The organism is Algibacter sp. TI.3.09, from assembly GCF_038154905.1.
Taxonomy (GTDB): Bacteria; Bacteroidota; Bacteroidia; order Flavobacteriales; family Flavobacteriaceae; genus Algibacter.
Genome location: NZ_JBAKAN010000001.1, coordinates 650,949 through 665,675 on the forward strand (window position 1 = coordinate 650,949; position 14,727 = coordinate 665,675).

The 14,727-nt window shown below is 33.0% G+C and carries 11 protein-coding genes; 8 read left to right on the plus strand and 3 right to left on the minus strand.

Annotated elements, in window-relative coordinates:
- Nucleotides 1-56: 56 nt before the first annotated feature.
- The gene (locus V6246_RS02460; RefSeq protein WP_042494888.1) at nt 57-542 is read left to right on the plus strand and encodes a hypothetical protein; all 486 of its coding nucleotides are present in this window, start codon (nt 57-59) and stop codon (nt 540-542) included.
- Nucleotides 543-715: 173 nt separating this feature from the next.
- Nucleotides 716-1,939 (plus strand): phosphoserine phosphatase SerB, encoded by a 1,224-nt coding sequence (gene serB / locus V6246_RS02465; RefSeq protein ID WP_341558809.1) that lies wholly within the window; start codon nt 716-718, stop codon nt 1,937-1,939.
- A 74-nt stretch (nt 1,940-2,013) separates the two neighbouring features.
- Here the strand turns inward: serB and V6246_RS02470 are convergent, their stop codons facing one another.
- Together V6246_RS02470 and V6246_RS02475 are read right to left on the minus strand one after the other, a co-directional pair.
- Nucleotides 2,014-2,856, minus strand: a complete 843-nt coding sequence (locus tag V6246_RS02470) for a universal stress protein (protein WP_341558810.1) — start codon at nt 2,854-2,856, stop codon at nt 2,014-2,016.
- A 46-nt stretch (nt 2,857-2,902) separates the two neighbouring features.
- On the minus strand, nt 2,903-3,862 hold the full coding sequence (locus tag V6246_RS02475) for a hypothetical protein (RefSeq protein ID WP_341558811.1): 960 nt from the start codon (nt 3,860-3,862) through the stop codon (nt 2,903-2,905).
- Between the two features lie 391 nt (nt 3,863-4,253).
- On the opposite strand from V6246_RS02475, the gene V6246_RS02480 reads away from it, so the two are divergent.
- From V6246_RS02480 to V6246_RS02505, 6 genes are all read left to right on the plus strand, one after another.
- Nucleotides 4,254-5,468 carry an imelysin family protein gene (locus V6246_RS02480; protein WP_341558812.1) on the plus strand — a complete coding sequence of 405 codons (1,215 nt, stop codon included), beginning with the start codon at nt 4,254-4,256 and terminating at the stop codon, nt 5,466-5,468.
- Nucleotides 5,469-5,541: 73 nt separating this feature from the next.
- Complete coding sequence (locus V6246_RS02485) at nt 5,542-6,939, plus strand: di-heme oxidoreductase family protein (protein WP_341558813.1); 1,398 nt, start codon at nt 5,542-5,544, stop codon at nt 6,937-6,939.
- A 52-nt stretch (nt 6,940-6,991) separates the two neighbouring features.
- Nucleotides 6,992-8,068, plus strand: a complete 1,077-nt coding sequence (locus tag V6246_RS02490; RefSeq protein WP_341558814.1) for an imelysin family protein — start codon at nt 6,992-6,994, stop codon at nt 8,066-8,068.
- 185 nt (nt 8,069-8,253) lie between these two features.
- Nucleotides 8,254-11,169, plus strand: a complete 2,916-nt coding sequence (locus V6246_RS02495) for a glycoside hydrolase family 3 N-terminal domain-containing protein (protein ID WP_341558815.1) — start codon at nt 8,254-8,256, stop codon at nt 11,167-11,169.
- A gap of 18 nt (nt 11,170-11,187) precedes the next feature.
- Nucleotides 11,188-12,327, plus strand: a complete 1,140-nt coding sequence (gene bshA / locus V6246_RS02500; protein ID WP_159020168.1) for an N-acetyl-alpha-D-glucosaminyl L-malate synthase BshA — start codon at nt 11,188-11,190, stop codon at nt 12,325-12,327.
- Between the two features lie 40 nt (nt 12,328-12,367).
- Entirely contained in the window at nt 12,368-12,847 is a 480-nt protein-coding gene (locus V6246_RS02505) for a hypothetical protein (protein WP_341558816.1), read from the plus strand.
- A 68-nt stretch (nt 12,848-12,915) separates the two neighbouring features.
- Here the strand turns inward: V6246_RS02505 and V6246_RS02510 are convergent, their stop codons facing one another.
- Nucleotides 12,916-14,727: a cytochrome-c peroxidase gene (locus V6246_RS02510; protein ID WP_341558817.1), complete on the minus strand. Its 1,812-nt coding sequence runs from the start codon at nt 14,725-14,727 to the stop codon at nt 12,916-12,918.

A 14,727-nucleotide genomic window follows, 5' to 3' on the forward strand; every position in this document is an offset into this window, starting at 1 on the left:
GAAGGATGTTTAGGCTTAATTAACCCGAACGTTATTCATCTTATAAAGAAAAAATAATGCTAGTAGATTTTAATATATTACCACCAGAATCACGCGTTTGGATATACCAAGCCAATCGTTCGTTTAACGAACAAGAGCTAGAAGAAATTAAGGCCAAACTTAATGTTTTTATAGAAAACTGGACGGCACACGGTAGCGATTTACAATCGGGTTACACTATAGAGTATAAACGCTTTATCGTTATTGGTGTAAACCAATCTATGAGTCAGGCTACAGGTTGTTCTATAGATGCTTCGGTGCATTTTATTCAGCAATTAGAAAAGGATTACAACGTCGATTTAATGGATAAAATGAATGTGTCTTATAAACAAGGTGAATACGTTGCTTATAAAACATTAACAGATTTCCGTAAAATGGCAAAAGACAAAGCGGTTTCTAAAAATACTATTGTTTTCAATAACTTAGTTGCCAATGTTGGTGAGTTTAAAGAAAACTGGGAAGTTCCGGCAAGTGAAAGCTGGCATAGTAGATTTGTAAAGTAAAATTTAAACACCCACAAATAATTAAAATTTGTGGGTGTTTTTTTATGTCATTTTGTTATTCAAACAGTGTGATATTTTACAAGAATAGGGCAAAGTGTATTATTCTATAAAAAACTTTCATAATTCAAATAGAATAATGATTTTTACATCTTTCAAAAAGTAAAAACTAAATTATGGCTAAAGAGATTGTTTTATTAAATATTTCAGGACAGGATAAACCAGGTTTAACATCTAGTTTAACTGGCGTTTTGGCCGAATATGGCGCAAAAGTTTTAGATATTGGTCAGGCCAATATTCATGATACATTATCGCTCGGTATTTTGTTCGAAATAAAATCTAAAAAGAAATCGGCAGCCGTTTTAAAAGATTTACTTTTCAAGGCTTATGAGCTTGGTATTTCGGCTAAGTTTACTCCAATTTCTTTAGATAAATATGAAGATTGGGTTACACTTCAAGGAAAAGATCGTTACATCGTAACACTTTTAGGTGAAAAATTAGCAGCTAAACAAATATCTGAAGTAACGAAAGTAATTTCGGAAAAGAATTTAAATATTGATTCTATTAAACGTTTAACAGGACGTTTATCTTTAAAAAAGCAATCTGAATATCCACGTGCTTCTATTCAACTTTCCATTCGTGGTCAAATTGATAATAAAGCTGAAATTACTGCGAAGTTTATGCAAATTTCTAATGATCTCGATGTTGATATCGCTTTTCAGGAAGATAATATTTACCGTAGAAACCGTCGTTTAGTTTGTTTCGATATGGATTCTACGCTGATACAGGCTGAAGTTATTGATAAGTTGGCAGAACTTGCTGGTGTTGGTGATGAAGTAAAAGCTATTACAGAATCGGCTATGCAAGGGGAAATTGATTTCAACGAAAGTTTTAAACAACGTATGAAGCTTTTAAAAGGCTTAAGCGAAGAAGTTTTGCAAGATGTTGCTGTAAATTTACCAATTACTAAAGGTGCTCGTCGCTTAATTGATACATTAAAAAGTTACGGTTTTAAAACAGCAATTCTTTCAGGAGGATTCACATATTTTGGTGAGTATTTGAAAAAAGAATTAGGTATGGACTATGTTTATGCTAACCAATTAGAAATTGTAGATGGTAAGTTAACTGGTGGCTATTTAGGAGATATTGTTGACGGTAATAAAAAAGCAGAATACTTAAAAGAAATAGCCGCAAAAGAAGGTATTGATATTAGCCAAACTATTGCGGTAGGCGATGGTGCCAACGATTTACCTATGCTTAATTTAGCGGGGTTAGGGATTGCATTTCATGCGAAGCCTAAAGTAAAAGATAATGCACAAAGTTCTATATCTAGCATTGGTTTAGATGGTGTTTTATACTTGTTAGGCTATCACGACAGACATATTGATTTAATTGAGTAAAGATTATTTACTTGGTATTATAGAATAAAAAAAGCTCTAAAAATTTTAGAGCTTTTTTTATGGATTATATTTTGTTAGTCGCGATAAATTGCCATTATCGGGATGTCGAAATTGTTTAGCAAATCTTCAGTTAAACTAAAAGAGAATAGACGTTGGTAAAAATTCCGTTTATGGTTTATTAAGCAAACCATATCTATTTTGTTGTTAATGCAGTATTCTGTTAACGATTTCTTCAGGTTAATGGAATCTATAGAAATAAACTCTACGTTACTAAGGTGAGCTAAATCTAACGATTGCTTGAAGGTTTCCATTAAAGGAGAAATTGATTCTACATGTGCTAAATCGAAATGAATAACATGTAGTTTTGAATTGAATTCTTGAGATTTTTCGATAACATCTCCTAACGGAATAATTTCATCTTCTTTATAATCTACAAGAAAAACAATATTATCCAAATAACCATCGAAAACAGCTTTTTCTGGCACGGCAATAACGGGTTTGCTAATTTCTTCTAATATTTTAATGGTATTAGTTTCCATAAAAATGTTAAACAGGCTATTTTGGCTACTTTGTGTGCCCATAATAATCAAGTCAATCTTGTCTTCTTTTTTTATAATGTATTTTTTTAAAGACTCTACAAAAGTACCTTCATCTACAACATATTTTACGTTTAAATTTCCTGCTTTACTGTTTTTAATAAGTTTTTCAAATGGAGGGAATTTATCCTTTTTACTTCTAAAGTTCTGTATATCTACTTTATTGTAAACAGCCTGAGCATCTTCATTTAAAGGATCTCCCGCGGTATAAGTGTGATACACAATTAGCTTTGAATTAGACTTTTGTGCATATTCCATAGCATATGTAAAAGCATTTAAGGATAATTCTGTAAAATCTGTTGGAAATAATATGCTTTTCATCTTTTTAACGATTAGGGTTATGTTTTAATTTTAAATGAAAGTAAGGTTATAGCGTTGCTAAATATTTTACAGCATAAACTAGAACAATACTCACTACAAGGCCTATAAAAACTTTAAACAAATCCATACCTAAATTACTAAACATAGCTCTTCTAGGTTCATTTTTTCTAAGCATGTAGTTTAAGGCAATTTCTCTACCGGCCAGAATACCTATAAATACCCAGGTGGTACTCATTGGCACATTATTTAACTCCTTAAAGTAGAATAAAATAATACCGTATGTAAAATCTATAAGGGTAGCAGACCTTAAATCTACCGTGTTGGTTTTAGATTTAATGATACCTTGTATGGCGCCTCCTTTTTTCGCGATAATAAAAGCGAGCATCACTAATATAATAATTAACGAGAATATTAACTGCCATAATTCGAGTTGTCTTGGTAAGTAAACATAAATATTGGCAAAATCCTGAATAAGCCATTGCGACCATAAAAAACCGGTAGAACCCCATTGTAAAGCGGTCCATATTTGGTTTTCTTTTGCTGTAATTGAGTTTTCTATAAATTTTTTCTCTAGTACTTTAGATATGGCCAAATACAAAATAATGGCGGCAACAAAAGAAACCGCATAACCAGAAACGGATTTTAAAACCATATCTGTTAAATTCTTTTGGTTAAAAAACGTAAGAATTAAAAATGATGTGCTTACAGGAATTCCGGTACGCGTAAGTATCATTAAAATAATAGGAGGTAATATATAATACCATGAAAACGGGTTTGGCATAGGGTATTTTTCTAAACGTCCATAAGAGACATCGCCGTCATGAGTAATGTAACCATAGATAAGGGTAAATGTTAGAATACCACCTGCATAAAGCCACAACACCCACCATTTTTTTCGTTCATTAGAGCTTAGAAAAGTCCCTAACGTTTGGATGGTATCATTACCTATTACAGAATAGGCGGCTAATGTAAAGCCAAGATAAATAACTACTGTAGAAAAATCCATTGATAATGTTGGTCTGGTTGTTTTTTTATTTTGGTGGTAAATAACGTATTTAAAACAATATGATATGTTATATAATGTTTATTAATTAGTTAAATATTATTACTGCTAAATCTATTAAATTCAGAGGTGTAGAAGAGTTTTGTTTTTACGAAAAAGTGTATTTATTAATTAAACTTTTTTGATTTGGTAAATCATTACTGGGGTAGAAGTGATTGGTGTAAATGTGCTATATCTTCTAAAGATTTAATAAATGTTTTAAATGATTGATTTAAAAAAGGTTAACATTTTATTTTAATGTTTTATTAAGATTTAATCTAAATAAGCTTTGATTTCTTTAAAAAGAAAATATATTTGCAATTCTATTTATATCAAGTCTAAATAAAAATAAATTATGAAATTCAAATTATTTAACCCACTTTATCTTTTTACGTTAACACTTTTTGTAGCATCTTGTTCTAGTGATGATGATGGAGGAGACACAAGTGAAAACATCGAAAAGTCTGCTGTTATTGAAAACTACGCCAATCTTGTTTATCAATCTTATTTAGATAGTTATACAGGAGCCGTGTCGTTACAAACTGCGGTAGATGTTTTTATAGAAACACCAACTGATGCTAATTTTACAGCAGCAAAAACGGCTTGGTTGAGTGCTAGAGATATTTATGGGCAAACCGAAGCTTATAGAGAATGCAACGGTCCTGTAGATACAGAAAATGAAGCTTGGAGTGTTGGTAATGAAGGACAACTTAATGCTTGGCCAATAGACGAAAGTTATATTGATTATGTCGCATCTGGAACAGAAGCTTACGCAGGTAGTTTTACAAGTATTATTTCTGATACTACTGTAACTATAGATGAAGCGACTTTAGCTTCTTTAAATGAAGAAACCACCGATAAATCTATCAGTACAGGGTGGCATGCCATAGAGTTTTTACTTTGGGGGCAAGACAATACTTTACCAAGTGAAGATTTACCTGGACAACGTGAGTATACCGATTATACTACCGCAGATGATGCAGATCGTAGAGCTGATTATTTACAAGCTGCTACCGATTTACTAGTAAACGATTTAAATGCATTAACTACAACTTGGGCTCCAAATGGTGCTTATAGAACTGTTTTTGAAGCTTTAGATGAAGATGTTGCGTTAAAGCAATTTATTAACGGTGCTTTCTTTATTGCTGGTGACGAGTTAAGCTCGGAACGTATAATCGCTCCTGTAGATTCTACAGATGGTATTGATGGATTAGGGCAAGAAGATGAGCATTCATGCTTTAGTGATAATACGCACAAAGATATTTGGGCAAATGCGCAAGGTGTTTATAACGTAGTTTTTGGAGCTTATGGTAATGTCTCTGGAGATTCTTTTTACGATTTAGTAAAAGAAAAAGATGCAGCTCAAGCTGAAAAGTTAAAAGATGCGGCAGACGAGGCTATGGAAAAAGTAAATGCAATAGCTAATAATAGCGAACCTTTTGATTATCTAATAGCATTAGAAAACTCTACAGATGCTAACTTTGGTGTAGTGATGCAAAGTGTTGTTGCTTTACAAGATTGGGCAGATGAGATTAGTGCATCGGCAACTGTAATAGGAATTAATTTATAGAATAACACCCCATTTTTAAAGTGAAATCCCGAATTATACATTCGGGATTTTGCTATTTAAAATCATGATTAAAATGAAACTGAAAATCGTACTTATTTCCATAATTATAACTTGCTTATACAGTTGTTCCGATGATGATTATACGGCTACATCTAAAATTGAATATGAAGAAGGTGAAGAGTTTCTTACTGGTGATTTAGGAGTTAATTCAACAAGTAACAATGCTTTTGGTTTCGAAATCAGTGGATTATCATTTGTTGAGCAAGCCGAATTTGCTACAGGTAACTCCTTGTTTAATCAAACTTGGGTATCCTCGCCAGCATCTACAACAGGTCGAGATGGTTTAGGCCCAACATTTAATGCAAGAGCTTGCGCAACCTGTCACTTTAAAGATGGTCGTGGTAAAGCTTTTGTTAATGGTGAAGATTCTAGTGGCTTTTTAATGCGTATAAGTATGCCGGGACAAGATAGTAATGGAGATGCTTTGCCTGTTTTGGGCTATGGAACTCAACTTCAAGATCGAGCAAATAATGGTATTCCGTTTGAAGCGAAAGTTAATGTAACCTACGAAATTATTGATGGAGAATATGCCGACGGAACGTCTTATCAATTACAAAAACCAATTTATAGTTTTTCTCAAGAAGCCTTTGGTTCTCTTTCTGGTGTGCTAATGTCTCCTAGAGTAGCACAGCAAACTATTGGTTTAGGTTTAATTAGTGCTTTGCCAGATGAAGAAATTACAAAGTTTGAAGATGAAGCCGATAGTGATAACGATGGTATTTCTGGTCGTGCAAATTATGTTTATAATTATGATATAAACGAGAGAGATTTAGGTAAATACGGCTGGAAAGCCAATGCGCCTACATTAAAACAGCAAGTTGCTGCGGCCTTACATGGAGATATGGGCTTAACCACATCATTATTTTCAGATTCTAATTGTCCGTCACCACAGCAAGATTGTGCCGATGCTATTAATGGTGGTACTCCAGAAGTTACCGATGTACAATTAGATAAAATGTTATTTTATCAGGCGCATTTAGCAGTACCTAATAGACGAAATTATAAGGATGAAAACGTACTGAAAGGTAAAGCACTTTTCTCTTCATTAAATTGTATTGGTTGCCACGCTATTAATCAAAAAACGGGTACAGAAGCGGCAAGTGATTATCTTAAAAATATAACTATAAAACCATATTCTGACTTTTTATTACATGATATGGGAGATGATTTGGCAGATAATAGACCCGATTATTTAGCAACTGGAAATGAATGGCGAACACAACCGCTTTGGGGTATTGGTCTTATTTCCACAGTAAATGGCCATACTAATTTAATGCATGATGGTAGAGCCGCAAATATTGAAGAAGCTATACTATGGCATGGTGGAGAAGCAGAAGATATAAGAGAAGATTTTAAAAATCTTTCGGTTGATGACCGTGAAAACCTTATCAGTTTTGTGAATTCACTTTAAAAAAACGACTTATTTATTAGTTTCATATTAAAACTAAAACACTATTAAAAACATGAGAAATTTATCAATATTATTTCTGTCTTTTTTACTTTTCACTTGTAACTCGTCGGACGATAATACAAAAGCATCGTTTAAAGTCGATTTACTTTTAACCGATGTTGTTAACCAGAATATTCTACCTGCTGTAGATTATTTTGTTTCAGAAAGTGTTAATTTAAATACAGCTGTAGAAACCTATTTAGCAGCTTCTACAGAATTTAATTTAGAAGCTTTACGTGTGCAGTGGCAAGTTTCCGCGAAAGCGTATGGGAATATTTATGCTTTTAATATTGGAGATGTTCGTGGTCAGTTTATGCATCAGGCTTTATTCAATTGGCCAACATTACCAACGGCTATAGAAAACATTTTGATTAATAACGAAGTTGTAGATGAAGCGCTTGTATTAAGATTGAGTCCACAAATAAAAACACTTTCAGGCTTAGAATATTTGCTTTTTGGCGACGATTTAGCAACGGTTAATGCTGCTTTTGTTTCATCTGAAAAAAGAAGAAATTATTTAAAATATGCGGCTTCTGAATTAAAGGCGCAATCGGAAAGACTTCAGGGTATTTGGGGTACTGCAAACTCTGGTGCTTATGCTTCAACCTTTATAGCTAATCAAGAAACAGGAATAAAAGGATCGTTCAATTTACTATACAACGGTTTATTTAATTTGATTGATAATGCCAAAATCACTAAAATAGGTAAGCCTGCAGGTTTAGAGAATTCTGAGAATGTAAATCCAGAAATTTCACAAGCTTACTTTAGTCATACTTCATTAGCTATTCTCGAAAATAATATTAAAAGTTTAGAGGCGATTTATTTTAATCCAAATGGTTTAGGTATTTCAGATTATGTATTCGCTACAATAGACAATGATGATTTAAACAATGCTGTAGAAGCCAAAATAGCAGAAGTTTATGCAGTTATTGACGGCATACCGACTAATTTTTATACGGCTATTACAAGTAATCCAGAAGAGGTTAAAAATTTACACGAAAAACTTGGTGAGTTAGGTGTTTTATTTAATGTAGATGTACGTAGTATTTTATCTATTATTATCACAACTACAGATAATGATGGTGATTAATTCAATATTTTATTTAGGCTTTAAAATAGATTAAACAGCTTTGCTTCAACTTAAATTTAAAATCTGTTACAAACTTCTGTATAAATCTATCTTAAAGTCTTTTCATCTTCTTTTTAAAAGTATTATTTTGGCATGATTATTAGTATTGTATTAAACGACTAGTAATTTCTTAATTAATTCTTTTTATGCGTCATATAAAATTTATCGTAGTTTGTCTGTTTTCAGTACTTTCTATTTATGGTCAAAATTCTAAAAACCCCTTAGAAACAACCAACCCTCAAGCTCAACACAAATGGGTAGATAGTGTGTATTCTTCACTATCCTTATCCGAAAAAATAGGGCAATTGTACATGGTTCAGGTCATGTCTAGCCAAAGTGCTGCAACAAAAGTTAAGGTCGAAAATTTAGTAAGAAACAACCATATTGGTGGTATAATATATTCTAATGGCGGACCATACCGTCAGGCTAAACTTAATAATCAACTGCAAGCGATATCAAAAATCCCACTTTTAGTTGGTATGGATGCCGAATGGGGTTTAAGTATGCGTTTAGATTCTACTTATGCTTTTCCTTGGAACATGACGCTTGGAGCCATTAAAGATGATAAATTAGTTGAAGAAGCTGGTCGATATATTGGCGAACATTGCAAACGTTTAGGTGTGCACTTTAATTTTGCACCTGTTGTAGATATTAATACTAACCCTAAAAACCCAATTATTGGTAACCGTTCTTTTGGTGAAGACCGAGATAATGTTACTCGTAAGGCTTCTGCTTTCATGAAAGGAATGCAAGGCGCTGGAGTTTTGGCTAATGCAAAACATTTTCCTGGTCATGGCGATACCGATCAAGATTCACATTTAACATTACCAACTATTAGTTTTAATGAAAAACGCATAGATTCTATAGAGTTATATCCATATAGAAAATTAATTACCGAAGGACTTTCTAGTGTTATGGTGGCGCATTTAAATGTACCTGGTTTAGATAATTCTGGTGTGCCTTCATCTTTATCAAAACATATTGTTACCAATGTTTTAAAGGAGAAATTAGGCTTTAAAGGTCTTATTTTTACTGATGCCTTAACTATGAAAGGGGCTGCCGATTTTGATGAAACGGGCGATATTGATTTAGCTGCTTTTAAAGCTGGTAACGATGTGATGCTAATGTCTGAAAATGTAAGTATTGGTATTTCTAAAATTAAAGAAGCTTATAATAGAGGTGAAATTACAGAAGCACGATTAGAACTTTCGGTTAAAAAGATTTTAATGGCTAAGTACAAAGTTGGTTTACAGAATTATAAACCAATTAGTTTAAAGAATCTTGGAAAAGATTTAAATAGACCAGAAGATGATATTTTATATGAAGAACTACTAGAAAATGCCATTACTGTTGTTAAAAACGAGAATAACTTAGTCCCTTTAAAAAAGTTGGAAATTAAATCGATAGCTTATGTTAATTTAGGTGACGATTCTGGTGATGTATTTTTTAATGAACTTAAAAAGTATGGTAAAGTACATGCCGTAAAAGGAAATGATTTAGAAGAATTAATGGGAAGGTTAGAACCTTATAACACTGTTATTGTTGGTTTACATCGCTCTAACGCCAACCCATGGAAAAACTATAAGTTTACAGAAAAAGAGATTGGTTGGTTACACGAAATTTCTAGATCGCACAACGTAATTTTAGATGTGTTTGTTAAGCCTTACGCACTTGCCGATTTAAGAACAATGGCAAATATTGAGAGTGTTATAGTAAGTTACCAAAACAGTGCTATTGCACAACAAAAATCTGCACAACTTATTTTTGGAGCTATTCCTGCAAAAGGAACACTTCCTGTTTCTATTGGTCAGTTTTATAATGCTGGCGAAGGTATAGATAGTGAGGCTATAAAACGTTTAGGTTATACCGTTCCGGAGCGTGTGGGAATGAATTCTGAAAAATTAAACAGAATAGATTCTATCGCTAATTATGCTGTAAATAATAAAATGACACCCGGAATTCAACTTTTGGTTGCTAGAAAAGGAAAAGTTATTTACAATAAAAATTTTGGAAAACATACCTATAGCGGAAAGGAAAAAGTGGGTTTTGATGATATTTACGATGTAGCATCTCTAACAAAAATATTAGCAACCTTGCCTTTGGTAATGGAGTTAGAAGAACAAAACGTTATTTCGCTAGATACTAAATTAGTAGAAGTTTTACCTGAATATAAAGGGTCTAATAAAGAGAATGTAACTTTCAAGAAGATGCTTTCGCATTATGCGCAATTACGTCCATGGGAACCCTTCTATTATCATACTTTAGATACGGTAACTAAGCGCCCAAGTGCAAAATATTATAGAAAAATTAGAAGTCCAGAATTTAATGTTGAAGTGGCTAAAAACTTGTTTTTAAGAACTGATTATCAAGATTCTATTCCGAAGATAATTAAAGATTCAGAATTGCTAGATCGTTTGAGATACCGTTATAGTGACTTTCCTTATTATATTCTAAAGAAATTTATTGAAGAGTATTACGACAGAACGTTAGAGCAATTAACGCAAGCTCATTTTTATGAGTCGTTAGGTGCGAATAACACCATGTATAATCCGTACCATAAAATAAGTAGTAAAAAAATTGTACCTACCGAAGAGGATAATTATTATCGTTTTCAAAAAGTACATGGTTATGTGCACGACATGGGAGCTGCTATGCAAGATGGTATTGGCGGTCATGCGGGTGTTTTTAGTAATGCCAACGATGTTGCGAAAATTATGCAAATGTATTTGCAGAAAGGGTATTACGGCGGAAAGCGTTATTTAAAAGAAGAAACCGTAGATAAGTTTAATACGCGTTATTTTGAAGCTCAAAATAACAGAAGAGGAATTGGTTTTGATAAACCTCAATTAGGAACAGTAGGACCAACATGTGGTTGTTTATCTATGAAGAGTTTTGGGCATTCTGGTTTTACAGGAACTTATGCTTGGGCAGACCCAGATAAAGAAATTGTATATGTGTTTTTAGCAAATAGAACCTACCCAAATGCAGGTAAAAACTTGTTGTTAAAAGAAAATATTAGAACAGAAATTCAGCGTTTAATTTACGAAGCGATTGAAGATTAAAATTTTAAATTGAAGAGCATGAAAATAGGTATAGTGTGTTATCCAACATTTGGAGGTAGTGGCGTTGTAGCAACAGAATTAGGTTTAGAGCTTTCTAAGCGTGGCCATGAAATCCATTTTATTACATATAACCAACCTGTACGATTGGAGTTATTGGGCAATAACGTTCATTACCATGAAGTAAATGTACCAGAATATCCATTGTTTCATTACCAGCCCTACGAGTTAGCTTTATCGAGTAAACTGGTCGATATGGTGAAGCTTCATAAAATAGAAATCCTTCATGTACATTATGCTATTCCGCACGCATACGCGGCTTATATGGCTAAAAAAATGCTTATTGAAGAAGATATTTATGTGCCAATTGTAACTACACTTCATGGTACCGATATTACACTTGTTGGTAGTCATCCGTTTTATAAACCAGCTGTAACGTTTAGTATCAATAAATCTGATGCTGTTACTGCGGTTTCAGCGAGTTTAAAAGAAGATACACTACGTTTGTTTGATATAAAAAACGACATTGATGTAGTGCCTAATTTTATAGATTTAGAAAAATATAAGCATCATGGCGTTACAGAATGTCAACGCGGGATGATGGCTAAAGACAACGAAAAAATAATAACACATATTAGTAATTTACGTCCCGTAAAACGAATAGAAGATGTTATTAGTGTGTTTTATAACATTCAAAAAGCAATGCCAGCCAAACTGATGTTTATTGGTGAAGGACCTGAAAAGGAAAAGATGGAAATACAATGCGCTGAACTTGGTATTACAGATAAAGTAATTTTCTTTGGAAGAAGTAATGAAATTGATAAGATACTTTGCTTTAGTGATTTATTTTTATTGCCTTCTCAAACGGAAAGTTTTGGTTTAGCGGCTCTAGAAGCTATGGCGTCTGGTGTTCCTGTAATTTCAAGTAACACGGGTGGTATTCCAGAAGTTAATGTGCACGGTGTTTCAGGGTATTTAAGTGAAGTAGGCGATATTGAAGATATGAGCAAAAATGCTATACATATTTTAAGTGATGAAAATCGATTAAAAACCTTCAAAGAAAACGCTCGAAAAGAAGCTTTGAAATTCGACTTACACGAAATTGTACCTCAGTACGAGAAAATTTATGAAAAAACACTAGCCAAGTGTTTGGTGCTTTAAAATTATAACTCAGTTTCAAATCCACTCATATCAAAAGAAAATGGAAACATTCACCTTAGCACGCGTTATTCATGTTATAGCTGTTATTTTATGGATTGGTGGGGTTTCTATGGTAACTACTGTTATTATTCCAGCCGTAAAAAAGCTAAAATCCAAAGAAGATCAAATTAAAACCTTCGAAGCATTAGAAGGTAAATTTGCTATACAAGCTAAAGTAACAACTTTGCTAACGGGACTTTCAGGGTTTTACATGTTATATGTGCTCGATGCTTGGGATCGATATTTTGATTATCGGTTTTGGTGGATTCATGCTATGACTTTAGTTTGGGTACTTTTTACTCTTATTTTATATGTTTTAGAGCCGATTATATTGCATAAATTATTTAAAAAATATGTAGAAGAAAATCCTTCAAAAACATTTTCAATACTTCATAAGGCGCATTGGTTTTTACTAATATTGAGTTTAATAACTACGGCAGGAGCAGTTGCTGGTAGTCATGGTTGGTTTTTTATAAAATAAAAATCCGCCATAAATAGACGGATTTTTAAGAGTTTAATTATTGTGTTTAAAAATTTTAGAGCTAATATTTAATACACATCACTAACTGTTTCCGTTAGCGTTTTCATAAAAGCGACTAGGGCGTTTTGTTCTTCAGTTGTTAAATTAAGTTCATCGAAAGGCAAAGTTTGGTGTTCTAAATCGAAACCTAAACCGCCACCACCTCCAAGGTTGTAAAATTCTACAACTTCCTCTAAAGATTCGTAAACACCATTATGCATATATGGCGCTGTTAGAGCAATGTTTCTAATACTTGGTGTTTTAAACATGCCTTTATGCAGTGGTTCTTTAAAGCTCCAATAAAAACCTAAATCGTCATCAAGTTGTTTGTTTTCTACCGTTTCCGGAACTCCAATAACTTCTTTTTCTGTTTCTGTATAAAAAGGAGGAACGGTTCCGTTGGTTAAAGGCATAAAGTGACAAGTAGCGCATAAGGCTTTTCCCATAAATAAATTATACCCCAGTTTTTCTTCATCTGAAAAATTATTTTCTTCGCCTCTTATGTTTTTATCAAATTTAGAATTGAAACCATTTAAGGTTGAAATATAAGATGAAATTGCTTTTATAACATCCGTATTATTTGAAGAAATTTTTCCGAAGGCATCTTTAAAAAGAGTGGTATAAGTTGAGTCTTTTAGAATGGCGTTCGAGAATTTATGCACATCGGAATTAAACTCTTTATCATTTGTAAATACAGATGAAATTTGATCTAACAAGGTGTTTGAGCGTCCGTCCAAAAAGAAACCTTGTTGAAAGGCCGTATTTATAAGTGTTGGTGTGTTTCTTAGCAAGGGTTTACCTTGATTATCTAAATTTAGTGCAACATTATCGGCATAGCCTTTTTGAGGTAAATGACAGGTAATACAAGCCATTTTTCCGTTTTCGGAAAGTTTAGGGTCTGAGAATAATTTTTTACCCAAAGTAATCTGTTTCTCAGTTGGGTTTTGGTTGATAGCGGCTGTAAAATAGTTTAAATTAAAACTATCGTCTTCAAAAAAAGTAGGGGCATCAAAATTAAAAGGTGTTGTGTCTATTGGTTCCCAAAGTGCACTAGATTTTCTAATATCGACCCAATTCCGAGTAATCGGATTCATGTAATCGCGTGTAAATGTAAAGCGATCGAAAGTATCAAAATCTTGATTTTTATTAATAAAAGCAATAGCTTTTTCAATATTAGCATTAAAATCGGAGTCTAATTTTTCATTCTTAAGTTTAATACTATTTTGAATGGTAGCCTTATAGACGGTTTGTAAACTTTCTAGTGAAACAATAGTTTCATCAATACCTAAATGACTTACTGGCGTATCAAAACCAGATATGGCTAAGCTTACTATACGCAATAGTTGCTGGTGCGTGGCTATAAAAAAGCGTTGTGGATTAAGGTCTCTTTTTTCAATGGCCTTTTTGAGGTTTGAAAGCATGCCTTTTTGCACGTATAGTTCTTGTTTAAAATCGGCTTCGGAAGTTTCATTATCAAAAACACTTTCTTCTATTTTTTGATAACCAACGGGTTTTATAATCTTACCGGTGTCTTCTTTATAAATAGGTAGGGCAGGGCCGTTTACTCTGTGGCCAACCTCAGGATTTAAATACGATGCGTAAGGTTCGGCTTTTTTGAAAGCAACACGAGATAAAGCGAAATAGGTTTTGGCTTTTTTACCGTGCATACCTTCGGTTTCTAAACTATCGATATAACTTAAAGCTAAATCTATGTTTTGGGAGTAATAGTTTTGTGCAGCCGACCAATTTATTACAGAAATGGTTTCCTTTTTATTCTGTTGGCATCCAGTTATTGAAATGCAAATAATTAAGAAGAATAGCGATTTTAAATATCGAAACAT